Origin of the sequence: Pseudomonas sp. GR 6-02, from assembly GCF_001655615.1 — a bacterium.
Lineage (GTDB): Bacteria > Pseudomonadota > Gammaproteobacteria > Pseudomonadales > Pseudomonadaceae > Aquipseudomonas.
This window is the reverse complement of sequence record NZ_CP011567.1, coordinates 4,099,960-4,124,225: the sequence shown is the minus strand read 5'-3', so window position 1 is coordinate 4,124,225 and position 24,266 is coordinate 4,099,960. Positions and strand designations below refer to the sequence as shown.

22 protein-coding genes are annotated in these 24,266 nt (G+C 59.0%); 3 read left to right on the top strand and 19 right to left on the bottom strand.

Features of this window, described 5'->3' with window-relative positions:
* Positions 1–126: 126 nt before the first annotated feature.
* The 14 genes from nuoF to PGR6_RS18095 all read right to left on the bottom strand — a co-directional run bounded on the left by nuoF (position 127) and on the right by PGR6_RS18095 (position 16,100).
* The gene (gene nuoF / locus PGR6_RS18160; protein WP_018925511.1) at positions 127–1,482 is read right to left on the bottom strand and encodes an NADH-quinone oxidoreductase subunit NuoF; all 1,356 of its coding nucleotides are present in this window, start codon (positions 1,480–1,482) and stop codon (positions 127–129) included.
* Positions 1,479–1,976, bottom strand: coding sequence for an NADH-quinone oxidoreductase subunit NuoE (nuoE, locus tag PGR6_RS18155; protein WP_007905058.1), 498 nt, complete (start codon positions 1,974–1,976; stop codon positions 1,479–1,481). Before nuoE ends, nuoF begins: the two co-directional genes overlap by 4 nt.
* A 2-nt stretch (positions 1,977–1,978) precedes the next feature.
* On the bottom strand, positions 1,979–3,763 hold the full coding sequence (nuoC, locus tag PGR6_RS18150; protein ID WP_018925512.1) for an NADH-quinone oxidoreductase subunit C/D: 1,785 nt from the start codon (positions 3,761–3,763) through the stop codon (positions 1,979–1,981).
* A gap of 72 nt (positions 3,764–3,835) precedes the next feature.
* Positions 3,836–4,510, bottom strand: coding sequence for a NuoB/complex I 20 kDa subunit family protein (locus PGR6_RS18145; protein WP_007940869.1), 675 nt, complete (start codon positions 4,508–4,510; stop codon positions 3,836–3,838).
* Positions 4,511–4,520: 10 nt separating this feature from the next.
* A complete protein-coding gene (locus PGR6_RS18140) occupies positions 4,521–4,934 on the bottom strand; it encodes an NADH-quinone oxidoreductase subunit A (RefSeq protein ID WP_007940868.1) in 414 nt (137 codons plus the stop codon).
* Positions 4,935–5,479: 545 nt separating this feature from the next.
* Positions 5,480–6,805: an isocitrate lyase gene (gene aceA / locus PGR6_RS18135; protein ID WP_018925513.1), complete on the bottom strand. Its 1,326-nt coding sequence runs from the start codon at positions 6,803–6,805 to the stop codon at positions 5,480–5,482.
* A gap of 514 nt (positions 6,806–7,319) precedes the next feature.
* Entirely contained in the window at positions 7,320–8,081 is a 762-nt protein-coding gene (locus tag PGR6_RS18130) for a secretin N-terminal domain-containing protein (protein ID WP_018925515.1), read from the bottom strand.
* Between the two features lie 234 nt (positions 8,082–8,315).
* Positions 8,316–8,741, bottom strand: a complete 426-nt coding sequence (locus PGR6_RS18125; protein WP_018925516.1) for a GNAT family N-acetyltransferase — start codon at positions 8,739–8,741, stop codon at positions 8,316–8,318.
* On the bottom strand, positions 8,734–9,903 hold the full coding sequence (locus PGR6_RS18120) for a ribosomal protein uL16 3-hydroxylase (RefSeq protein WP_064618789.1): 1,170 nt from the start codon (positions 9,901–9,903) through the stop codon (positions 8,734–8,736). The genes PGR6_RS18125 and PGR6_RS18120 overlap by 8 nt, the downstream gene beginning before the upstream one ends.
* 86 nt (positions 9,904–9,989) lie before the next feature.
* Positions 9,990–11,360, bottom strand: a complete 1,371-nt coding sequence (purB, locus tag PGR6_RS18115; RefSeq protein ID WP_018925518.1) for an adenylosuccinate lyase — start codon at positions 11,358–11,360, stop codon at positions 9,990–9,992.
* Between the two features lie 128 nt (positions 11,361–11,488).
* Positions 11,489–12,112 carry a high frequency lysogenization protein HflD gene (hflD, locus tag PGR6_RS18110; protein WP_007940860.1) on the bottom strand — a complete coding sequence of 208 codons (624 nt, stop codon included), beginning with the start codon at positions 12,110–12,112 and terminating at the stop codon, positions 11,489–11,491.
* Positions 12,109–13,239 (bottom strand): tRNA 2-thiouridine(34) synthase MnmA, encoded by a 1,131-nt coding sequence (gene mnmA / locus PGR6_RS18105; RefSeq protein ID WP_026286365.1) that lies wholly within the window; start codon positions 13,237–13,239, stop codon positions 12,109–12,111. Before mnmA ends, hflD begins: the two co-directional genes overlap by 4 nt.
* A gap of 59 nt (positions 13,240–13,298) precedes the next feature.
* Positions 13,299–13,745, bottom strand: a complete 447-nt coding sequence (locus tag PGR6_RS18100; protein WP_018925520.1) for an NUDIX hydrolase — start codon at positions 13,743–13,745, stop codon at positions 13,299–13,301.
* A gap of 129 nt (positions 13,746–13,874) precedes the next feature.
* A complete protein-coding gene (locus tag PGR6_RS18095; RefSeq protein WP_018925521.1) occupies positions 13,875–16,100 on the bottom strand; it encodes an NADP-dependent isocitrate dehydrogenase in 2,226 nt (741 codons plus the stop codon).
* A gap of 506 nt (positions 16,101–16,606) precedes the next feature.
* Here PGR6_RS18095 and icd point away from each other — a divergent pair.
* Positions 16,607–17,863, top strand: coding sequence for an NADP-dependent isocitrate dehydrogenase (gene icd / locus PGR6_RS18090; RefSeq protein WP_019580084.1), 1,257 nt, complete (start codon positions 16,607–16,609; stop codon positions 17,861–17,863).
* Positions 17,864–17,949: 86 nt separating this feature from the next.
* On the opposite strand, the gene PGR6_RS18085 is transcribed toward icd, so the two are convergent.
* Positions 17,950–18,237: a cold shock domain-containing protein gene (locus PGR6_RS18085; protein ID WP_064618787.1), complete on the bottom strand. Its 288-nt coding sequence runs from the start codon at positions 18,235–18,237 to the stop codon at positions 17,950–17,952.
* Between the two features lie 224 nt (positions 18,238–18,461).
* Here PGR6_RS18085 and clpS point away from each other — a divergent pair, with 224 nt between their 5' ends.
* Positions 18,462–18,824: an ATP-dependent Clp protease adapter ClpS gene (clpS, locus tag PGR6_RS18080; protein ID WP_015094394.1), complete on the top strand. Its 363-nt coding sequence runs from the start codon at positions 18,462–18,464 to the stop codon at positions 18,822–18,824.
* A gap of 30 nt (positions 18,825–18,854) precedes the next feature.
* Positions 18,855–21,125 carry an ATP-dependent Clp protease ATP-binding subunit ClpA gene (clpA, locus tag PGR6_RS18075; protein ID WP_018925524.1) on the top strand — a complete coding sequence of 757 codons (2,271 nt, stop codon included), beginning with the start codon at positions 18,855–18,857 and terminating at the stop codon, positions 21,123–21,125.
* 134 nt (positions 21,126–21,259) lie between these two features.
* Here clpA and infA read toward each other — a convergent pair whose 3' ends face one another.
* The 4 genes from infA to trxB all read right to left on the bottom strand — a co-directional run bounded on the left by infA (position 21,260) and on the right by trxB (position 24,081).
* Positions 21,260–21,478, bottom strand: a complete 219-nt coding sequence (infA, locus tag PGR6_RS18070; protein WP_002553999.1) for a translation initiation factor IF-1 — start codon at positions 21,476–21,478, stop codon at positions 21,260–21,262.
* Between the two features lie 100 nt (positions 21,479–21,578).
* Entirely contained in the window at positions 21,579–22,286 is a 708-nt protein-coding gene (locus PGR6_RS18065) for an arginyltransferase (protein WP_018925525.1), read from the bottom strand.
* An 87-nt stretch (positions 22,287–22,373) separates the two neighbouring features.
* A complete protein-coding gene (gene aat, locus PGR6_RS18060) occupies positions 22,374–23,054 on the bottom strand; it encodes a leucyl/phenylalanyl-tRNA--protein transferase (protein ID WP_064618785.1) in 681 nt (226 codons plus the stop codon).
* Positions 23,055–23,121: 67 nt separating this feature from the next.
* Positions 23,122–24,081: a thioredoxin-disulfide reductase gene (gene trxB / locus PGR6_RS18055; protein ID WP_064618784.1), complete on the bottom strand. Its 960-nt coding sequence runs from the start codon at positions 24,079–24,081 to the stop codon at positions 23,122–23,124.
* Positions 24,082–24,266: the final 185 nt, after the last annotated feature.

The window sequence follows — 24,266 nt, the reverse complement described above, 5'->3', positions numbered from 1 at the left end:
CTTCGTTGGCCCGGTGTCAGCGGGCGTGGCTAATGGAATCTTGTTATCCGTCCAAATCCAAACAGCCTCAAAAGGCGTCATCGGACGAAAGGCGAACGGCACGGACCGTTCGCCTTTTTTAAAGCGTTAAGCGCCGACTACGATCGGCTTTGCCAGAGGCGGGACGACGGCGCGGGTAGGCGCGATGCCGGCTTCGAACTCTGGACGGAAGTATTTGATGGCACTGCCCAACGGCTCCACGGCACCCGGTGCGTGAGCACAGAAGGTCTTGCCTGGGCCGAGGAAACCGACCAGACCCAGCAGGGTCTCGATATCGCCGGCTTGCCCTTCACCGTTCTCGATCGCGCGCAGCAGCTTGACGCTCCACGGCAGACCGTCACGGCATGGGGTGCAGAAACCACACGATTCACGGGCGAAGAACTCTTCCATGTTGCGCAGCAGGGACACCATGTTGACGCTGTCGTCCACCGCCATGGCCAGGCCGGTACCCATACGGGTGCCCACTTTGGCGATGCCGCCGGCGTACATTTGTGCGTCCAGGTGTTCCGGCAACAGGAAACCGGTACCGGCGCCGCCTGGCTGCCAGCACTTGAGCTTGTAACCGTCGCGCATGCCGCCGGCGTAGTCTTCGAACAGCTCGCGACCGGTAACGCCGAACGGCAATTCCCACAGGCCCGGGTTCTTGACCTTGCCGGAGAAGCCCATGAGCTTGGTGCCCATGTCTTCGCTGCCTTCACGGGCCAACGATTTGTACCAGTCCACGCCGTCGGCAATGATCGCCGGCACGTTGCACAGGGTTTCGACGTTGTTCACGCAAGTCGGCTTGCCCCACACGCCCACGGCGGCAGGGAAGGGCGGCTTGGAGCGCGGGTTGGCGCGGCGGCCTTCGAGGGAGTTGATCAGTGCGGTTTCTTCACCGCAGATGTAACGCCCGGCGCCGGTGTGGACGAACAGCTCGAAATCGAAGCCGCTGCCCAGGATGTTCTTGCCCAGCAGGCCTGCTGCCTTGGCTTCTTCCACGGCACGGTTGAGGTGCTTGGCGGCGGTGGTGTACTCGCCACGCAGGAAGATGTAGCCACGGTAGGTTTTCAGCGCGCGAGCACTGATCAGCATGCCTTCGATCAGCAGATGGGGCAGTTGCTCCATCAGCATGCGGTCTTTCCAGGTGTTCGGCTCCATTTCATCCGCGTTGCACAGCAGGTAGCGGATGTTGATGGATTCGTCCTTGGGCATCAGGCCCCACTTCACGCCCGTGGGGAAGCCTGCACCGCCGCGGCCCTTGAGGCCGGAGTCTTTCACGGTCTGGACGATGTCGTCCTGGGCCATGTCGGCGAAGGCCTTGCGTGCAGCGGCATAACCGTTCTTGGCCTGGTACTCATCGAGCCATACGGCTTCGCCGTCGTCACGCAGACGCCAGGTGAGCGGGTGAGTCTCGGCCGAACGCTTGATGCGGTTGGCTGGACCGAAGGAAGTCAGGGTCATACGTAGCCCTCGAGCAATTTGGCAACGCCGGCAGGCTGCACATCACCGAATGTGTCGTCGTCGATCATCAACGCCGGCGCCTTGTCACAGTTGCCGAGGCAGCAGACCGGCAGCAGGGTGAAGCGACCGTCGGCGGTGGTCTGGCCCAGGCCGATGCCCAGCTTGCTCTGGATTTCGCTGACCACCGACTCATGGCCGCCGATGTAGCAGACCATGCTGTCGCAGACGCGGATGATGTGACGGCCGACTGGCTGACGGAAGATCTGGCTGTAGAAAGTAGCCACCCCTTCAACGTCGCTTGCCGGGATGCCGAGGATTTCGCCGATGGCGTAGAGCGCGCCGTCAGGCACCCAGCCACGTTCCTTCTGAACGATCTTCAGGGCTTCGATCGACGCCGCGCGCGGGTCTTCGTAGTGATGCAGCTCGTGCTCGATGGCCGAGCGCTCGGTTTCGCTGAGGGCGAAACGGTCTGTCAGGATAAGCGTGCTGTTCATGCTTAACGGTCCACGTCGGCCATAACGAAATCGATACTACCCAGGTACGCGATCAAGTCCGCGACCATGCTGCCTTTGATCACCGAAGGGATCTGCTGCAAGTGCGGGAAGCTTGGGGTACGAATCCGGGTGCGGTAGCTCATGGTGCCGCCATCGCTCGTCAGGTAATAACTGTTGATGCCCTTGGTCGCTTCGATCATCTGGAAGGATTCGTTGGCCGGCATGACCGGGCCCCACGAAACTTGCAGGAAGTGCGTGATCAGGGTCTCGATGTGCTGCAGCGTGCGCTCTTTAGGCGGCGGCGTGGTCAGCGGGTGATCCGCCTTGTACGGGCCTTCCGGCATGTTGCGCAGGCACTGCTCGATGATCTTGATGCTCTGGCGCATTTCTTCGACGCGAACGATGCAACGGTCGTAGGCATCGCCATTGGCCGCCAGCGGGACTTCGAATTCGAAGTTTTCGTAGCCGGAGTAGGGGCGAGCTTTACGCAGGTCGAAATTGCAACCGGTCGAACGCAGGCCGGCACCGGTGACGCCCCATTCCAGGGCTTCCTTGGTGTTGTAGGCGGCGACGCCGATGGTCCGTCCACGCAGGATGCTGTTGTCCAGTGCGGCTTTCTGGTATTCGTCCAGACGCTTTGGCATCCACTCGACGAAATCCTTGACCAGTTTTTCCCAGCCGCGTGGCAGGTCGTGGGCGACGCCACCGATGCGGTACCAGGCCGGGTGCAGGCGGAAACCGGTAATGGCTTCGATCACCGTGTACGCCTTCTGGCGGTCGGTGAAGGTGAAGAACACCGGAGTCATCGCGCCGACGTCCTGGATGTAAGTCCCCAGGAACAGCAGGTGGCTGGTGATCCGGAAGAACTCGGCCATCATGATGCGGATGACATCGACCTTCTCGGGCACCTTGATGCCGGCCAGCTTCTCGACCGAGAGCACGTACGGCAGGTTGTTCATTACGCCGCCGAGGTAGTCGATACGGTCGGTGTACGGAATGAAGCTGTGCCAGGACTGACGCTCGGCCATCTTCTCGGCACCACGGTGGTGGTAGCCGACGTCTGGCACGCAGTCGACGATCTCTTCACCGTCCAGCTGCAGGATGATACGGAACGCACCGTGGGCCGAAGGGTGGTTCGGACCCAGGTTGAGGAACATGTAGTCCTCGTTCGGGCCGGAACGCTTCATGCCCCAGTCTTCAGGCTTGAAGCGCGCGGCTTCTTCCTCAAGCTGTTGCTTGGCCAGGGTCAGGCTGAACGGATCGAACTCGGTGGCACGGGCCGGGAAGTCCTTGCGCAGCGGGTGACCTTCCCAGGTCGGCGGCATCATGATGCGGCTCAGGTGCGGGTGGCCGGCAAAGTGAATGCCGTACATGTCCCACACTTCACGCTCGTACCAGTTGGCGTTCGGCCAGATGCTGGTGACGCTCGGCAGGTTGAGGTCGCTCTCGGACAAGGCAACCTTGATCATTACGTCACTATTACGTTCGATCGACATCAAGTGATAGAACACAGTGAAGTCGACGCCGTTTGGCAGCCCTTGACGCTTGGTGCGCAGACGCTCGTCCACGCCGTGCAGGTCATAGAGCATGACGTACGGCTTGGGCAGGTTGCGCAGGAAAGTCAGGACTTCGACGAGTTTGGCACGGGCAACCCAAAGCACCGGCATGCCGGTGCGGGTAGGCTGGGCGGTGAACGCCTCTGGGCCAAAACGGTTGTTCAGTTCGACGACCACATCCTGGTCGTCTGCCTTATAAGGCGGGATGTACAGAGCACTGCCTGCAGTCATGGTTATTTATCGCTTTCGGTCAACGTAAAGAATGAAGCCAGTTTCTCGTTCTATAAAAGAAGCAGATCTGGATCAGACTTCGTCGGGGCTGCGCAGGTTGGTTACCTGAATACGCTGTTCGCGGCGCTGTTCCTTTTGCGAAGGCATCTCGGCGCGGTAAACGCCTTGATCGCCAACGACCCAGGAAAGTGGGCGACGCTCCTGGCCAATCGACTCCTGCAACAGCATCAAGCCTTGCAGAAAAGCTTCAGGGCGGGGTGGGCAGCCAGGCACGTAGACGTCCACGGGCAGGAACTTGTCCACCCCTTGAACGACGGAGTAGATGTCGTACATGCCACCGGAGTTGGCGCACGAACCCATGGAAATGACCCATTTAGGTTCGAGCATCTGCTCGTAGAGACGCTGAATGATCGGCGCCATCTTGATGAAGCAGGTACCGGCGATAACCATGAAATCCGCCTGACGCGGCGATGCCCGGATTACCTCGGCGCCAAAGCGCGCGATGTCGTGGGGCGCCGTGAAGGCGGTGGTCATTTCCACGTAGCAGCACGAAAGACCGAAGTTATACGGCCACAGGGAGTTCTTGCGCCCCCAGTTGATCGTGCCGTTGAGCACGTCTTCGAGCTTGCCCATGAAAATGTTTTTGTGAACTTGATCTTCTAACGGATCGGAAACGGTTTCCCGTTGGCCAATCGGATACTGCTCGTTAGGAGCATCGGGGTCGATCCTGGTGAGATTGTATTGCATTGCCAAAGCCTCATTGTTTCAGCTTCGCTTGCCGCTTAAGACGAGCTGCCGGAGCCCAGTCAAGGGCGCCCACTCGAAATAGGTAGACAAGACCTGCCAACAGAATTGCTATGAAAACGAGAGCTTCGACGAATCCGGTCCAGCCGCTTTCGCGGACGGACACAGACCAGGCAAAGAGAAAGAGGGCTTCGATATCGAAGATCACGAAGAGCATCGCGACCAGATAGAATTTGGCTGAGAGCCGCAAGCGGGCGCCACCTGTAGGTAGCATGCCGGACTCGAACGGTTCGTTTTTGCTGCGGCCCCAGGCTTTTGACCCGAGGAGGCTGGAGACGCCGAGCATGAAGGCGCAAAGGCCGCCGACACCCAGAAGGAAAATGGCAAAGCCCCAGTTGTGGGCCATGAGTCCGGTCGCTTCGGGCATGCTGGTAATCCTTAACAGAGAGCAAAGGTCTCTGAGCTTGATAAAGAAATAAGGCAGTGACGATATGTCGCAGCAATCAATCCCGCTGATTTTATGGCTAAACACCCTGCAAGTAAAATTCCTATAGCGAAATTATTTATTGGAATAAGGACATGGCGCATCTCCAAAGCCCTGTAGCCCATACGGTTCGGGCATTAGCGGGGGTTTTGTCAAATATGTTTTGTAGGGAATGTAACGAACATAGTTGTCGCTAAATGATAATCAATGTTATTTGGTATGGTTTTCAAACTGTTTAGCGAGCAGCGGTACGGGAAGTTGTCTTATATGCGCGTTACTGCAAGTAGCGCGCGGGGTGGTTTTACCTTGTTTTCCTGATCGTGAAACTGCTCTGGATCAAGGTTTTTCCCTGCGCTCGATCCTGTAGGAGTGAGAGGAGGGGAATCCCAGGCAAAAAAACGCCCCGAACCAGTCGGGGCGTCAGATGAGCGGCTTTGCGGTTAGCTTTTTATTCGGTCCGCAAGGGCCGTTTGTTTAAGCGAAGCAGATCAGTGGAACTGTTCTTCTTCGGTCGAGCCGGTCAGTGCGGTTACCGAAGACGTGCCACCCTGGATCACGGTGGTCATGTCGTCGAAGTAGCCGGTGCCCACTTCCTGCTGGTGAGCCACGAAGGTGTAGCCCTTGGCGGCGTCAGCGAACTCTTGCTCTTGCAGCTTCACGTAGGCAGTCATGTCGTTGCGGGCGTAGTCGTGCGCCAGGTTGAACATGCTGTGCCACATGTTGTGAATGCCGGCCAGGGTGATGAACTGGTGCTTGTAGCCCATGGCGGACAGTTCGCGCTGGAACTTGGCGATGGTCGCGTCGTCCAGGTTTTTCTTCCAGTTGAAGGAAGGCGAGCAGTTGTACGACAGCAGTTGGTCCGGGTATTCCTTTTTGATCGCTTCGGCGAAGCGACGGGCTTCGTCCAGATCCGGCTTGGCGGTTTCGCACCAGATCAGGTCGGCGTACGGCGCGTAGGCCAGGCCGCGAGCGATGGCCTGGTCGAGACCGGCGCGAACCTTGTAGAAGCCTTCCTGGGTACGGGTGCCGGTCACGAATGGCTGGTCGTACGGGTCGCAGTCGGACGTCAGCAGGTCAGCAGCGTTGGCGTCGGTACGGGCCAGGATAATGGTCGGTACGCCGGCGACGTCGGCTGCCAGGCGAGCAGCGGTCAGCTTCTGCACGGCTTCCTGGGTCGGAACCAGTACCTTGCCGCCCATGTGGCCGCATTTTTTCACGGAGGCCAGTTGGTCTTCGAAGTGAACGCCGGCGGCGCCTGCTTCGATCATGCTTTTCATCAGCTCGTAAGCGTTCAGCACGCCGCCGAAACCGGCTTCAGCGTCAGCCACGATCGGGGCGAAGTAGTCGATGTAGCCTTCGTCGCCCGGGTTCTTGCCGGCTTTCCACTGAATCTGGTCAGCGCGACGGAACGAGTTGTTGATGCGCTTGACCACGGTTGGAACCGAATCCACCGGGTACAGCGACTGGTCCGGGTACATCGATTCGGCGGAGTTGTTATCCGCAGCCACTTGCCAGCCCGACAGGTAGATCGCCTGGATGCCGGCCTTGACTTGCTGTACCGCCTGGCCACCGGTCAGGGCGCCCATGCAGTTGACGAAATCTTTCTCAGGACGGAAGGATGGCTTGGCGCCCTGGGTCACCAGGTTCCAGAGCTTCTCGGCGCCCATTTTTGCAAAGGTGTGCTCAGGTTGAACCGAGCCACGCAGACGGACGACGTCAGCAGCGGAGTAATTGCGCTTCACGCCTTTCCAGCGTGGGTTTTCAGCCCAGTCTTTTTCGAGGGCTGCAATTTGCTGTTCGCGTGTCAGTGCCATGGAGATAAACCTCGTCGCGTCTTTAATCGAAAATGGTTCTGGGTGAACAATTCCTGCGTGCCAAATACGCTCATTCAGTTGGGGGCGTACATGGCTGCTCGCTGACCAGAAGCTTAGGCGGTCAAGTCGGGTTCGGCGGGGATGGCGACGGGATGAACGATGGGCTCGAGGGGAAGTGAGCAGGTAAGGGCGAACTGGCGAGCGCATTCGGGCGTCGTGGGCCTTGGTGCGAACTTCAGTGTGGAGCCGGGTTACCTAATTACGCTTCCGTCCCTCGGGACAACTTCGTTCCAGTCGGCAACCTCGTCAAACACACCTTGTGGGCGGTACAGACACGAATCGGCTCGCGGGGTAGGGTGCGAACAGCGACTCGAAAGCCCTTGCCAGGGCCTCTGATTAGCGGGAGCGAGGCCATCATGCCTTTGCTTTTTTGGCTCGTCAAACGTTTTGTAGTGCTTTTTTTCAAGCACTACATCTTTGGTCTAATACGACTAATCAGTCAGTTTTTGGTGCTTTAGTCCAAGGTGTCGACTTTCACCCGTAAAGTCATGTCATCCCGGCCCTGAGTCGAGTAGCTGCGGGTCAGGCCCTGTTTGTCGGCCTGAGTCTGACGATTCACGCCGGCCAGGGTGATCCACTCGCCCAGTCGACCGCTGACAGTTGTGTCGGTACTTTGCACGTTCACTACATCGGGACGTTCCTGGCTCATCCGGTCACGGTTGGTGCTGATAGCCAGGTGAACGATGTTGCCGGTGACGCTGGCGGTGACGTAGAAACCCTGGGTGACATTGCGGTATTCGGTCTGGCTGCGCAGGTCGCCATAGCCGTCAGTCTGAGTGCTGGTGAGCGGCACGCTTTGGCCGACCTGGATTAGCGCCGGTGCGCCTTCGCTGGCCTGAATCTGCTGGATACCGCCTTCACGGCTGTCGGTGCTGCGATTGATGATGCGGGTTTGATTCGGTGCGGCACCGTTGACCGAGTAGCCCTGATCGCCCTGAAAGTTGTTTTCGTTGGTGTCGACGGTGATCAGTAAGCGTTTGGGGGCGGTGTCGAGTTGCGCGAGGAAGGTCTTGAGTTCATCGATCTTGTCGGGCTCGGCGTTGACGATCAGCTGGTTGCCGTAGGCGCTGACCTTGCCGTCCTTGCCGATGAAGTTCTGCGCTACTGGCAGCAGGTCGGCGCTGGTGCGGTAATTCAGGGGCACGATCTCGGTGGCGGCCATGACCGAAAAACTGCAGGTCAGCAGCAGCGTGGTGAGCAGGGTGCGTAGGGACATGTCCGTTTCTCCGCAAATCAAAGGTTTGATATTGCCAGTTTGTCGGCCCGGCGTGGTGCGAGTTGAATCACAGACAGCAAAACGCCCCGGCATCCGAGAATGGCGGGGCGTTTTGTGGAGTTCTTGATGGCTTTTGTGGCGAGGGAGCTTGCTCCCGCTGGGGCGCGAAGCGGCCCCAAAATTATCAGGGCTGCTGCGCAGCCCAACGGGGGCAAGCCCCCTCGCCACAGGGAATCAAGCCGAGTGACGCACCATGTCCACATGCGGAATCCCGGCTTCCAGGAATTCCTCACTGACCATGCTGAAACCCAAGCGTTCATAGAACGCCGTGGCCTGCACTTGCGCGCTCAGCATCTGCTGCTTCAGCCCGCGCTTCTCGGCTTCACCGATCACCGCTTGCATCAGCGCATCGCCAACCTTCATGCCGCGCCAGTCTTTGAGCACCGATACCCGGCCGATGTGGCCATCGGGCAACAGGCGGGCGGTGCCGATCGGAAAGTCGCCTTCGAAGGCCAGGAAATGCACCGCCGTGGCGTCATCGGCATCCCATTCCAGTTCAGGAGGAACGGATTGCTCGGCGACGAATACTGCCTCACGAATGCGCCGGATCTCGGCGTTGTCCTTTTGCCAGTCTGCGACACGTACGTGAATCTTATTCATCGGCAAACCCCAGGCTGCCCTGCTTGACCAGTTCACACAGCAGGCCACGGCCGTCTTCGTCGCTCAGCCATGAGCCGAGGTTATCGACATGCAGGGCGTCGGCGGCGCAGATCATTTTCAGCAGCTCGCGCAGCTTGCCCGGCAGGTAGCGGCTCTGGCCGCTGGCGAACAGCAGCAGGTCGTCGTCGACTTCCGACCAGGCCAGACGCGCACTCGGGTTGCGGATCAGCACGGCACCTTCTTCGAGAGCGCTGAGGAAGTCTTGCTCTTCGACTTCTTCCGGGCCGACCACCAGTTCCGGGTAGCGCGGCTCGGTCATGAACTGGCCGAACCAGGTCAGCAGCAGGCGCTCGTCGCTCATGTGCTCGGCCAGCAGGCTTTTGAGGCGATCAAGGGCATCGTGCTGGATCTGATGAGGATCGACCGCCGGCAGGGCGTCGGCGTCGGTGTAGCGCTCTTCGTCCGACAGGAACTGGCTGAGGAAGTCGGTGAAGTGGGTCAGCACTTCAGCGGCGCTCGGGGCGCGGAAACCGACTGAGTAGGTCATGCAGTCGTCGACAGCCACGCCACAGTGAGCCAGGCGCGGCGGCAGGTAGAGCATGTCGCCCGGTTCCAGTACCCACTCATCGGTGGCTTTGAATTCGGCGAGGATGCGCAGGTCCGCGTGCTGCAGCAGCGGGCTCTCGGTGTCGCACATCTGGCCGATTTTCCAGTTGCGCTTGCCGTGGCCTTGCAGCAGGAACACGTCGTAGTTATCGAAGTGCGGGCCGACGCTACCACCCGGGGCGGCGAAGCTGATCATCACGTCGTCGACGCGCCAGCTCGGCAGGAAGCGGAAGTTTTCCAGCAGTTCGGCGACTTCCGGCACGAATTGGTCGACGGCTTGCACCAGCAGGGTCCATTCGCGTTCCGGCAGTTTGCTGAATTCGTCTTCGGCGAACGGGCCGCGGCGCAATTCCCAAGGGCGCTCACCGTGCTCGATCACCAGGCGCGATTCGACTTCTTCTTCCAGCGCCAGGCCGGCCAGTTCGTCGGCGTCGATCGGGCTTTCGAAATCAGGAATCGCCTGACGGATCAGCAGCGGTTTTTTCTGCCAGTAGTCGCGCAGGAATTCCCGTGCCGTGATGCCGCCCAGAAGTTGAAGAGGAATGTCAGGATTCATGTGTAACCTATTGAAAAAATGCACTTTTCAGACGGGAATAAAAACGCCCGGCGGCGCCGGGCGTCTCAAACGGGTAGAGCGGTCGATCAGATGCGTTTGGCTTGTGCTACAGCGTTGCCGATGTAGTTGGCCGGGGTGAGCAGTTTCAGCTCAGCCTTGGCGGCGGCTGGCATGTCCAGGCCGTCGATGAAAGTTTGCAGTGCTTCAGGGCTGATGCCCTTGCCGCGCGTCAGCTCTTTGAGCTTCTCGTACGGGTTTTCGATGTTGTAGCGACGCATCACGGTCTGGATCGGCTCGGCCAATACTTCCCAGCAAGCGTCCAGGTCGGCGGCAATCTTTTGCTCGTTGAGCTCCAGTTTGCTGATGCCTTTGAGGCTGGCTTCGTACGCGATCACGCTGTGGGCGAAGCCGACACCGAGGTTGCGCAGCACGGTGGAGTCGGTCAGGTCGCGCTGCCAGCGGGAAATTGGCAGTTTGCTCGCCAGGTGCTGGAACAGTGCGTTGGCGATGCCCAGGTTGCCTTCGGAGTTTTCGAAGTCGATCGGGTTGACCTTGTGCGGCATGGTCGACGAACCGATTTCGCCAGCGATGGTGCGCTGTTTGAAATAACCCAGGGAGATGTAGCCCCAGATGTCGCGGTCGAAGTCGATCAGGATGGTGTTGAAGCGCGCGATCGCGTCGAACAGCTCGGCGATGTAGTCGTGCGGTTCGATCTGCGTGGTGTACGGGTTGAAGCCCAGGCCCAGCTCGTCTTCGATGAAGGCGCGGGCGTTGGCTTCCCAGTCGATCTCAGGGTAGGCCGACAGGTGAGCGTTGTAGTTGCCGACGGCGCCGTTGATCTTGCCCAGCAGCGGAACGGCGGCGACTTGGGCGATTTGACGCTCCAGGCGGTAAACCACGTTCGCCAGCTCTTTGCCCAGGGTGGTCGGCGATGCCGGTTGGCCGTGGGTGCGCGACAGCATCGGCACTTCAGCGAAACGGAGGGCCAGTTCGCGGATGGCGTTGGCGGTCTGGCGCATCAGCGGCAGCATCACGTCATCACGGCCTTCACGCAGCATCAGGGCGTGGGACAGGTTGTTGATGTCCTCGCTGGTGCAGGCAAAGTGGATGAACTCGCTGACCTTGGCCAGTTCCGGCAGCTTGGCCGCCTGCTCTTTGAGCAGGTATTCAATGGCTTTGACGTCGTGGTTGGTGGTGCGCTCGATCTCTTTGACACGCTCGGCGTGCTCCAGAGAGAAGTTTTCCGCCAGGGTGTTCAACACAGCGTTGGCTTCGGCGGAGAACGCCGGCACTTCGCTGATGGCAGGGTGAGCGGCCAGGCGCTGGAGCCAGCGCACTTCAACCAGAACGCGAGCACGGATCAGGCCGTATTCGCTGAAAATTGGGCGCAGGGCCTGGGTTTTGCCGGCGTAGCGGCCGTCAACAGGGGAAACCGCAGTGAGCGAAGAGAGCTGCATGGGGTGTTCTCGGACAGTCGGGCAACGAAATGGGGCGCGTATCATACATGAAAAATATCCGCCGGTCCGTTGCCAACTGACCGGCGTATTACGCGTTACTGACTACAAAACGGTATTGCAGGCGCGGTTCAGCTGCTGCGCATCAGCGGGTAAAGCTCTTTAAGCAACTTGCGTCGGCTGATCACCAACTGCCAGCGATGACCGCCCAACTGCCGCCACAGGCGTGCCGAACGAATCCCGGCCAGCAACAGTGCGCGGATTTTCGAGGCATTGCTCGGTTGCTGCAGGTTGCGCATGTCGCCATGCACCTGAATCCGTTGGCGCAAGGTGCTCAGGGTGTCCTGGTACAGCGCACCGCAAGCGGCGATCACGTTTTCGTGGGCCGGGCCAAAGTGTTCGACCTGGGACTGAATCTGCGGCAGGCGTTTGCCGATCACGTCCAGCATGTCATTGCGCTTGGCCAATTGGCGCTCCAGTCCCAGCATCGCCAGGGCGTAGCGCAGCGGTTCGCGCTGAAGGGTGCTGGGATCGCGTTCCAGGGCGCCGATCAATGCGCGATAGCCTTCGCGCAAATTGATGTCGTCGCCGCCATACACTTCCAGAGTGTCCTTGGGGTCGCGAATCAACAGGCTGCCGAGCATGCAAGTCAGGCCGGCTTCGTTGGTCTGCCCGGTCTTGGCTATCTTGTCGACCAGCACGGCGGCGAGAAACACGCCGCCCAGGGCCGTCAGTTGCTCCTGAGTCGGGCTCATGAATGGTCCTTGCTGGTCCAGGGTTCGGCCACTTCGATCACGCCGCCGCCGAGGCAGATTTCACCGTCGTAGAACACCACGGATTGGCCCGGAGTGACCGCGCGTTGCGGGTCATCAAAGGTGGCGCGGTAGCCGGTGGCGGTCTTCTCCAGGGTGCAAGGCTGGTCGCTCTGGCGATAACGCACTTTGGCGGTCAGCCTGCGCGGCTCGGTCAAGTCGATCGGGTTGACCCAATAGATGTCCGAGGCGAGCAGGGCGCGGGAGAACAGCTGCGGGTGGGCATTGCCCTGGCCAACGATCAGCTCGTTGTGTTCCAGGTCCTTGATCAATACGTACCACGGTTCTTCACCGGCGTCTTTCAGGCCGCCGATGCCCAGGCCCTGGCGCTGGCCGATGGTGTGATACATCAGGCCATGGTGGCGGCCGATGACTTCACCGTCGGTGGTCTTGATCTCGCCGGGCTGTGCCGGCAGGTATTGCTTGAGGAAGTCGCTGAAGCGGCGTTCGCCGATGAAGCAGATTCCGGTGGAGTCCTTTTTCTTCGCGGTGGCCAGGTCGTGTTTCTCGGCAATCGCGCGGACTTCGGGTTTTTCCAGCTCGCCGACCGGGAACAGGGTCTTGGCGATCTGTTCGCCGCCGACGGCGTGCAGGAAGTAGCTCTGGTCTTTGTTCGGATCCAGGCCCTTGAGCAATTCGGTGCGACCATCGATGTCGCGGCGACGCACGTAGTGGCCGGTGGCGATCAGGTCGGCGCCGAGCATCATGGCGTAGTCGAGGAACGCCTTGAACTTGATCTCGCGGTTGCACAGGATGTCCGGGTTCGGCGTGCGGCCGGCCTTGTATTCGGCCAGGAAGTGCTCGAACACGTTGTCCCAGTACTCGGCGGCGAAGTTGGCGGTGTGCAGCTTGATGCCAATCTTGTCGCAAACGGCCTGCGCGTCCGCCAGGTCATCCATGGCGGTGCAGTATTCCGTTCCGTCGTCTTCTTCCCAGTTCTTCATGAACAGGCCTTCCACCTCATAGCCTTGCTCGATCAGCAGGAGAGCGGAAACGGAAGAGTCCACGCCGCCGGACATACCGACAATGACGCGCTTCTTTTGTGTGGCAGAAGGGGCTGGATCACGCATAGGGATTTAATGAGTGTCTTGAAAAAGGACGCGATTCTAGCAGGCTCAAGCCTGCAAGGCTAAAGAGAAGGGCGGATCAGCTCGAGGCTGAAGTGTTTACCGTCCAGATAATCATCGATGCAGCGGATGATCAGCTCACTGCGCCAGTTTGCGCGCTGTTGCAGCAGTTCGTCACGTGTCAGCCATTTTGCGCCGACAATACCGTCGTCCAATTGATAGTCGGGATGGTGTTTCAGCGCTTTGGCGGTGAAGCAGACGCGTTGATAGGTCACTCCGTTGCTCGGGGCGGTGTAGAGGTAAATGCCTATTACGCCGGTTGGCTCGACGTCCCAGCCGGTTTCTTCGAGGGTTTCGCGTACGGCGGCCTCGATCAGGGTTTCGTCCGGGTCCAGATGGCCGGCGGGCTGGTTGAGCACCGTTCGTCCGTGTTTGGATTCTTCGACCATCAGGAAGCGACCGTTGTCTTCGACGATGGTGGCGACGGTGATGTGGGGTAGCCAATCCATGAAATGTCCTCGATGTTGAATTTGAAGCGCTTTCCCTGTGGGGGGGGCAGTGTTCACATTTGAATGCTGTCAACGCTGAAAGCACAAACCCCGGCGCATGGCCGGGGTTTGTGATGTTCCCTTACAACCTTAAACCAACGCAGCAATCGCAGCGTTGAAGGTTGCGCTCGGGCGCATGGCCTTGCTGATCAGCTCGGCATTGGCGTGGTAGTAACCGCCGATGTCCACTGGCTTGCCCTGAACGGCGTTGAGCTCGGCAACGATGGTTGCTTCGTTCGCGGTCAGGGTTTTGGCCAGTTCGCCAAATTGCGCTTGCAGTGCAGCGTCTTCGGTCTGGGCGGCCAGGGCTTGAGCCCAGTACAGTGCCAGGTAGAAGTGGCTGCCGCGGTTGTCGATGTTGCCGACTTTACGCGATGGCGACTTGTTGTTGTCCAGGAACTGGCCAGTGGCCTGATCCAGGGTCTTGGCCAGCACCAGCGCTTTAGGGTTGTTGTACGTCACACCCAGATGCTCAAGGGAGGCGGCCAGGGCCAGGAACTCGCCCAGGGAGTCCCAGCGCAGGAAGTTTTCTTCCAGCAGCTGTTGAACGTGCTTCGGTGCCGAACCGCCAGCGCCGGTTTCGAACAGACCGCCGCCATTCATCAGCGGAACGATCGACAGCATCTTGGCGCTGGTGCCCAGTTCCATGATCGGGAACAGGTCAGTCAGGTAGTCGCGCAATACGTTGCCGGTCACCGAAATGGTGTCGAGGCCGGAGCGAGTGCGCTCCAGGGTGAACTTCATCGCGTCGACCGGCGACATGATGCGGATGTCCAGGCCGGAAGTGTCGTGATCCTTCAGGTAGGCCTGAACTTTCTCGATCACTACGCCGTCGTGGGCGCGCATTGGGTCCAGCCAGAAAATCGCTGGAGTGCTGCTTGCGCGAGCACGGTTGACGGCCAGTTTGACCCAGTCCTGGATCGGCGCGTCTTTGGTCTGGCACATGCGGAAGATGTCGCCGGCTTCAACCGACTGTTCCAGCAGCAGGGTGCCTTTGCTGTCGGTGACACGAACAACGCCGTTGGCCTTGATCTGGAACGTCTTGTCGTGCGAGCCGTACTCTTCGGCTTTTTTCGCCATCAGGCCAACGTTCGGCACGCTGCCCATGGTGGTCGGATCGAAGGCGCCGTTTGCCTTGCAGTCTTCGATCACCGCCTGGTAGATGGTGGCGTAGCAGCGATCCGGGATCACCGCTTTGGTGTCGTGCAACTGGCCGTCGGTGCCCCACATTTTGCCGGAGTCACGGATCATGGCCGGCATCGAGGCGTCGACGATGACATCGCTCGGCACGTGCAGGTTGGTGATGCCTTTGTCGGAGTTGACCATGGCCAACGATGGGCGAACGGCATAAACCGCCTGGATGTCCGCTTCGATCTGCGCTTGTTGCTCGGCAGGCAAGGCCTTGATGCGAGCGTACAGGTCGCCGATGCCGTTGTTCAGGTTGAAGCCGATCTGCGCCAGCACGTCAGCGTGCTTGGCCAGTGCGTCTTTATAGAACTCGGCAACGATCTGGCCGAACATGATCGGGTCGGAGACCTTCATCATGGTGGCTTTGAGGTGAACCGACAGCAGTACACCTTTGGCCTTGGCGTCTTCGATCTCGGCGGCGATGAAGCTGCGCAGCGCGTTTTTGCTCATGACCGCGCAATCGAGGATCTCACCGGCTTGTACGGTGGTTTTTTCTTTCAGGACGGTGGTGGTGCCGTCTTGAGCGATCAGTTCGATTTTAACGGCGTCAGCGGCGTCGATCAGGGCAGCTTTTTCGCTGCCGTAGAAATCGCCGGTGCTCATGTGGGCTACGTGGGACTTGGAGTCCTTGGCCCAGGCGCCCATTTTGTGCGGGTGCTTGCGCGCATAGTTCTTGACCGACAGCGGTGCACGACGATCGGAGTTGCCTTCGCGCAGAACCGGGTTTACGGCGCTGCCCTTGATCTTGTCGTAGCGGGCCTTGGCTTCTTTGTCGGCGTCGCTGGTCACGGTTTCCGGGTAGTCCGGCAGTGCATAGCCCTGGGCTTGCAACTCTTTGATCGCGGCCTGCAGTTGCGGAACCGAAGCGCTGATGTTCGGTAGCTTGATGATGTTGGCTTCAGGTGTAACGGCCAGGTCGCCCAGTTCGGCGAGGTGGTCGGCTACCGCTTTGTCACCCAATTGCTCGGGGAAGCTGGCCAGGATGCGCCCTGCAAGAGAGATATCGCGGGTTTCAACGGCGATATCAGCGGAGGCGGTGAAGGCCTCTACGATAGGCAACAGTGAATAGGTGGCGAGGGCTGGGGCTTCGTCGGTGAAGGTATAGATGATCTTCGAGCGGGTGGGCATATTCGGATTAACTCTCTCTTCTTTGCTAAAGCGTGCATAGAAACTCGAGGGGCGCCGGGTAAGCGCGTTCGTTCAAAGTCATCCATGAGCCGAATGTCGAGGTTTCTTTGCGGTGATGTTGGGTGCATCGGTCGAGCGTCAAGCGGGTGGACTGCGGTAACAATCCTGCTTTTCCGGGCCCAGAGTCTCGGCTACATTTCCAGTGGCAGAGAGGTCGGCCGTCGTGACTCTGTGGTCAGCGGCGGCATTATACATAGGTAGCTGGCAATCTGCCGATGGTTCATATGCAACGATTCTCGTCCATTGGTCTAAAGGTCGCAGGCAGGCGTGGGGAGTAGCCTTGTATGGTGTGCTTGAGTTTGGCGCTTTTCCCTTTACTTTCAGGCTTGTACGTCACGAACTGTGCAGCTTCGCGGCAGATGGACGGAACATAGGGTTTGCGCGCCGATTCAACTGGGGTACGCTCGGACGAAGCCAGATGTTCAATCCAAACTATGGAGTTCAGCATGGGATACAAGAAGATTCAGGTTCCAGCCGTCGGCGAAAAAATCACCGTCAACGCGGACCATTCTCTCAATGTTCCTAACAACCCGATCATTCCCTTCATTGAAGGCGATGGTATTGGCGTTGATATCAGCCCGGTCATGATCAAGGTTGTCGATGCTGCTGTTAAGAAGGCTTACGGCGGCGAGCGCAAAATTTCCTGGATGGAAGTCTACGCCGGGGAGAAAGCGACTCAGGTTTACGATCAGGACACCTGGCTGCCTCAGGAAACCCTGGACGCGGTCAAGGACTACGTGGTTTCCATCAAGGGCCCTCTGACCACGCCGGTCGGCGGTGGCATCCGTTCCCTGAACGTGGCGCTGCGCCAGCAACTCGACCTGTATGTGTGCCTGCGCCCGGTGCGCTGGTTTGAAGGCGTGCCGAGCCCGGTCAAGAAGCCAGGCGACGTCGACATGACCATCTTCCGCGAAAACTCGGAAGACATTTATGCCGGTATCGAATGGAAAGCCGGTTCGCCGGAGGCGACCAAGGTCATCAAGTTCCTTAAAGAAGAAATGGGCGTCACCAAGATCCGTTTCGACCAGAATTGCGGTATCGGCGTCAAGCCGGTTTCCCTGGAAGGCACCAAGCGTCTGGCGCGCAAGGCCCTGCAGTATGTGGTCGACAATGACCGCGACTCGCTGACTATCGTGCACAAAGGCAACATCATGAAGTTCACCGAAGGTGCCTTCAAGGAATGGGCCTACGAAGTGGCTGCCGAAGAATTCGGCGCGACCCTGCTCGACGGCGGTCCGTGGATGCAGTTCAAAAACCCGAAAACCGGCAAGAACGTCATCGTCAAGGACGCCATCGCCGACGCCATGCTTCAGCAGATCCTGCTGCGTCCGGCCGAGTACGATGTGATCGCCACCCTGAACCTCAATGGTGACTACCTCTCCGATGCCCTGGCGGCAGAAGTGGGCGGTATCGGTATTGCGCCGGGTGCGAACCTGTCCGACACCGTGGCCATGTTCGAAGCCACCCACGGTACCGCGCCGAAGTACGCCGGCAAGGACCAGGTCAACCCGGGTTCGTTGATCCTGTCCGCCGAAATGATGCTGCGTCACATGGGCTGGACCGAAGCCGCCGATCTGATCATCAAGGGCACCAATGGCGCCATTGGTGCGAAAACCGTGACCTACGACTTCGAGCGTCTGATGGACGGTGCCAAACTGGTGTCGTCTTCGGGCTTCGGTGATGCGCTGATCTCGCACATGTAAGCGAAGAGCGGCTGCAATAAAACCGCCCGGCTCGAGTGATCGAGTCGGGCGGTTTTATTATGACTGGATGCCTTGGGTGGTATGAATCAGCTCACGGCTTTGGCGTGGCTGCTGGTAGCGGCTGCGGCGGCTACTGCGTCAATGGCCACTTTGTCCGTAATGTTGACGGCGTGCAGCCCCTTGGGGCCTTGAACAATGTCAAAGTATACGGCTTGCCCGGCCTTGAGGGTCTTGTATCCATCCATCTTGATTGCCGAAAAGTGGGCAAAGAAATCGATATCCTTGCCATCCTCGTCGCGACCTTCTCCGGCGTCGGTGTTAATGAAACCGAACCCCTTGGCATTGTTGAACCATTTCACCTTACCGACAGCCATACTCATATCCCTCTGCAACAGACTCCATCACTGGAGTATCATCCAGTTAATCCGCAGTCTAATCTTGTAAATAGATTGACTCCGCGGACCTTTTTTACCCACTGTGGGCTCTATTGGTTGTAACACCGTTTTCCCGATAGTCAAGGTGACCGGGCAGTCGGAGTTGAAATCGCTGATGGCCGCCCCCACCACTGTATTTGCACAACTGACGAACCTTTCTTTCCATGCATGCAATCAGCCAGATTCGACTAACATTCAATCAGGATCGCCCTGATTTACACGACGACGATTCCGCAGGCATTGCTGTTCAGGAGGCTAAGCCTGCTTTACAGGCGCCGCCTATGTACAAGGTGGTTTTGTTCAACGATGACTACACACCGATGGATTTCGTCGTCGAAGTGCTCGAGGTGTTTTTTAACCTGAATCGCGAGCTGGCGACCAAGGTCATGCTGGCCGTTCATACAGAAGGACGGGCAGTATGTGGAGTGTTTACCCGCGACATCGCCGAGACCAAGGCCATGCAGGTCAACCAGTACGCCAGGGAAAGCCAGCATCCGCTACTCTGTGAAATCGAGAAGGACGGTTAATCGCCGACCACTTGGGTATGAGGTGAAGCTATGTTAAACCGCGAGCTCGAAGTCACCCTCAATCTAGCCTTCAAGGAGGCTCGTTCGAAGCGTCATGAATTCATGACCGTCGAACACCTGCTGCTGGCCCTATTGGATAATGAGGCTGCCGCTACCGTTTTGCGTGCCTGCGGCGCAAACCTCGACAAACTCAAGCATGACCTGCAGGAGTTCATCGACTCCACCACGCCATTGATCCCCTTGCATGACGAGGATCGTGAAACCCAGCCAACCCTGGGCTTCCAGCGTGTACTGCAACGTGCTGTCTTTCACGTACAGAGCTCGGGCAAACGCGAAGTGACTGGCGCCAACGTGCTGGTCGCGATCTTCAGTGAGCAAGAGAGTCAGGCAGTGTTTCTGCTGAAACAGCAGAGCGTTGCGCGCATCGATGTCGTCAACTACATCGCCCATGGCATTTCCAAAGTGCCGGGGCATGGCGATCACTCTGAAGGTGAACAAGATATGCAGGACGACGAGGGCGGTGAGTCTTCTTCTTCAGGCAATCCTCTGGATGCTTATGCCAGCAACCTCAACGAACTTGCGCGCCAGGGTCGTATCGATCCGTTGGTAGGCCGTGAGCTCGAAGTCGAGCGCGTCGCGCAGATCCTGGCGCGTCGTCGCAAAAACAATCCGCTGCTGGTGGGCGAGGCGGGCGTGGGTAAAACCGCGATTGCCGAAGGCCTGGCCAAACGCATTGTCGATAACCAGGTGCCGGACCTGCTGGCCAACAGCGTGGTGTATTCCCTCGATCTGGGGGCCTTGCTGGCCGGAACCAAATACCGCGGCGATTTCGAGAAGCGCTTCAAGGCGTTGCTCAATGAGCTGAAAAAACGTCCGCAGGCGATCCTGTTCATCGACGAGATTCACACCATCATCGGTGCGGGCGCTGCGTCCGGTGGCGTCATGGATGCCTCGAACCTGCTCAAGCCGTTGCTGTCGTCGGGCGATATCCGTTGCATCGGTTCGACCACGTTCCAGGAATTCCGCGGGATCTTCGAGAAGGACCGTGCCTTGGCCCGGCGCTTCCAGAAGGTCGATGTGTCGGAGCCTTCGGTGGAAGACACCATTGGCATCCTGCGTGGCCTGAAAGGGCGTTTCGAGCTCCATCACAACATTGAATACAGTGATGAAGCCCTGCGCGCCGCTGCCGAACTGGCCTCGCGTTACATCAATGATCGGCACATGCCGGACAAGGCCATCGACGTCATCGACGAGGCGGGCGCCTATCAGCGTCTGCAGCCAGTCGAGAAGCGCGTGAAACGCATCGAAGTGCCTCAGGTCGAGGATATCGTTGCGAAAATCGCGCGAATTCCGCCAAAACACGTCACCAGTTCCGACAAAGAGTTGCTGCGTAACCTTGAGCGTGACCTGAAGCTCACGGTATTCGGCCAGGATGCGGCGATCGACTCACTGTCGACCGCGATCAAGCTGTCCCGTGCCGGCCTCAAGTCGCCTGACAAGCCCGTCGGTTCGTTCCTGTTCGCGGGCCCGACCGGCGTCGGTAAAACGGAAGCTGCGCGGCAGCTGGCCAAGGCGTTGGGGGTCGAGCTGGTTCGCTTCGACATGTCCGAGTACATGGAGCGCCACACCGTATCGCGTCTGATCGGTGCGCCTCCAGGCTATGTCGGGTTCGACCAGGGCGGTCTGCTGACCGAAGCCATCACCAAGCAGCCTCACTGCGTATTGTTGCTCGATGAAATCGAGAAGGCGCATCCGGAAGTCTTCAACCTGCTGTTGCAGGTCATGGACCACGGTACGCTGACCGATAACAACGGGCGCAAGGCAGATTTCCGTAACGTGATCGTCATCATGACGACCAACGCCGGTGCCGAGACTGCAGCGCGTGCTTCGATCGGTTTCACCTATCAGGACCACTCGTCCGATGCGATGGAAGTGATCAAGAAGAGCTTCACGCCGGAATTCCGCAACCGTCTGGACACCATTATCCAGTTTGGTCGCCTCAGCCATGAGGTCATCAAAAGCGTGGTGGACAAGTTCCTTACCGAGCTTCAGGCGCAGCTGGAAGACAAGCGTGTGCTGCTGGAAGTCACCGACGCTGCTCGCAGCTGGCTGGCGGCCGGTGGTTACGACGTGACCATGGGTGCTCGACCAATGGCGCGCTTGATTCAGGACAAGATCAAGCGTCCGCTGGCGGAGGAGATTCTCTTTGGCGAACTGGCCGAACATGGCGGTGTGGTGCACATCGACATCAAGGATGGCGAGCTGACCTTCGAGTTCGAGACCACGGCTGAAATGGCCTGACGTTAACCGCAACAAAGCCAAAAGGCGCCGAAAGGCGCCTTTTTGCTGCCTGCCATGATCGTTCCCGCGCAGAGCGTGGAAACGATCCGCACACAAAAACGCCCGGCATAGCCGGGCGTTTTGTATTGACTTGATTAGCGAGCGCGGTAGGTGATGCGCCCTTTGCTCAAGTCATAGGGCGTCAGCTCGACGCGCACTTTGTCGCCGGTAAGAATACGAATGTAGTTCTTGCGCATCTTGCCGGAGATATGCGCGGTTACGACGTGCCCATTTTCCAACTCCACACGAAACATGGTGTTGGGCAGGGTGTCGACGACAGTGCCTTCCATTTCGAAGCTGTCTTCTTTCGACATGCAGTAAAGCCCTCGGTGTCCAATGAATGGCCCGGTGCAACTGCGCCAGGCAAAAGCGGCGTGCATTGTGCCCGAAAAGTGGGGTTTAAGCCAAGGGGTTCTAGTTCAGGATGACCCAACGTTGATTAATCAGCAGTTCGATAGGGCGATATTGGGTCTTGTAGCTCATTTTTTTGCAGTTTTTGATCCAGTAGCCGAGATAGACCGCTTCCAGCCCCAGGCGCCCGGCTTCGGCAATCTGCCAGAGAATCGCGTAACGCCCCAGGCTGCGACGCTCCTCGCCGGGCTCGTAGAAGGTGTACACCGCTGACAGGCCATTGGGCAGCAAGTCGGTGACGGCCACCGCCACCAGTCGGCCTTCGAGACGAAACTCGTAGAAGCGGGAGAACGGCAGGTCACGCACCAGGAAGGTCGAGAACTGGTCGCGACTCGGCGGATACATATCGCCGTCGGCGTGGCGTTGTTCGATGTAGCGCTGGTAGAGGTCGAAATACTCCTCGCTGAACGTTGGTCGGGCCGGGCGTACCTGCAAGTCGGCATTGCGTTTGAGAATGCGTTTCTGCTGACGGTTGGGGGTAAATTGCGCCACAGGAATACGCGCCGGTACGCACGCATTGCAATTCTGGCAATGGGGCCGGTAGAGATGATCACCACTGCGACGAAAGCCCATTTCCGACAGATCTGCGTAGACATGCACATCCATGGGCTGACTGGGATCGAGGAACAGCGTAGTGGCCTGCTCCTCGGGCAGATAACTGCAAGAGTGGGGCTGAGTGGCATAGAACTTCAAACGCGCCAACTCGGTCATGATCAACCCTCGGGATAAACTTTTGATAAGGGGACTTTCTCAATTCGTCTCCCCGCATTAAGTGTAAGCCACACGGGCCAATGTCGCTCAGCAAACCCAGGTGGCACGACCGGGTTGATCCAGGTGCCGGGCAAGGTAGCCGGCAAACTCGGTGCGGGGAATCGCTCGGGCGCCCAGGCTATGCAGATGATCGGTAGGCATCTGGCAATCGATCAGCACAAAACCTGAGTCTTTCAGATGTCGCACCAGCGTGGCAAAGCCATATTTGGAGGCGTTGTCGGCGCGGCTGAACATCGACTCACCGAAAAACAGCTGTCCCATGGCCAGGCCGTAGAGCCCGCCGACCAGCACGCCATCGTCCCAGACCTCCACCGAATGGGCGCAGCCGCGCCTGTGCAGTTCGACGTAGGCGTCCTGCATCGCTTGGGTGATCCAGGTGCCATCGGCGTACTCGCGCGGCGCGGCGCAGGCGCTGATGACCGCGGCAAAATCCCGATCGAAGGTCACTTGATAGCGTTGTTGGCGCAGCAGTTTATTCAGGCTGCGGGAGACATGCAGTTCTTCGGGAAACAGCACCGTGCGCGGATCCGGTGACCACCAGAGAATCGGTTGGCCTTCCGAGAACCACGGAAAGCAGCCATGGCGATACGCCTGAATCAGACGGTCGGCGGACAGATCGCCGCCCGCGGCCAGCAGTCCGTTGGGGTCGCGCATGGCTTTTTCCAGCGGCGGAAAAGTCAGGGTATTGCGTTGTAACCAAGTCAGCATGGGATCCGGGCTTGCAGAAGGGGAGGGCGGTGGCGGGCGATAAACCCGCCAGATAGAAGGTTAACCGTCAAACGCCGGGAATGTCATCGAGATACTTCTCGGCATCCAGCGCAGCCATGCAACCGGCTCCGGCAGAGGTCACTGCCTGGCGGTAAACGTGGTCGGCCACGTCGCCGGCGGCGAATACACCCTGGATGGCGGTAGCGGTGGCGTCGCCTTCGCTGCCGCCCTTGACCAGCAAGTAGCCGTTGCGCATCTGCAGCTGGCCCTGGAACAGGTCGGTGTTGGGTTTGTGGCCGATGGCGATGAACACGCCGGCCAGCGACAGTTCAGCGGTTTCGCCGGTATGGCTGTGACGCAGGCGGGCGCCGGTCACGCCGCTGGCGTCACCGAGTATTTCGTCCAGGTTCTGGTTCCAGTGCAGGCGGATATTGCCGTTGGCGGCTTTTTCGAAGAGCTTGTCCTGCAGGATCTTCTCCGAACGCAGTTTGTCGCGACGGTGAATCAGATGAACCTCCTTGGCGATGTTCGACAGGTACAGGGCTTCTTCCACCGCGGTGTTGCCGCCGCCGACCACTGCGACCACCTGGTTGCGATAGAAGAAACCATCGCAGGTGGCGCAGGCCGAAACCCCTTTGCCGGCAAAGGCTTCTTCCGATGGCAGCCCCAGGTATTGGGCCGAAGCGCCGGTGGCGATAATCAGCGCATCGCAGGTGTAGGTGCCGCTGTCGCCGATGAGCTCGAACGGGCGCTGTTGCAACTTGGCGGTATGGATGTGGTCGTAAACGATCTCGGTGTCGAAGCGTTCGGCGTGTTTCTGCATGCGTTCCATCAGCACCGGGCCAGTCAGGCCTTCGATGTCGCCGGGCCAGTTGTCGACTTCGACGGTAGTGGTCAGCTGGCCACCGGCCTGTATGCCGGTAATGACAACGGGTTTGAGGTTGGCGCGAGCGGCATAAACGGCTGCGCTGTAACCGGCAGGGCCGGAACCCAGAATGATCAGGCGGGAATGCTTCGCTTCACTCATAAAAACACCTCATAAGCCTTTGTCACAAAAGAGAATGCATGCTCAAATTGGACTGCGCGTATTGTGCTGTTGGCTATGCTGGAGCCAAGGGTCTCAAGCATGGCATTGGGCGAACAAACCCGTACAATGCCCGCTTGTAACAGTGTTTGTATCAAAAAAGCGCTGCGTGCCGTATTTCGAAAAGC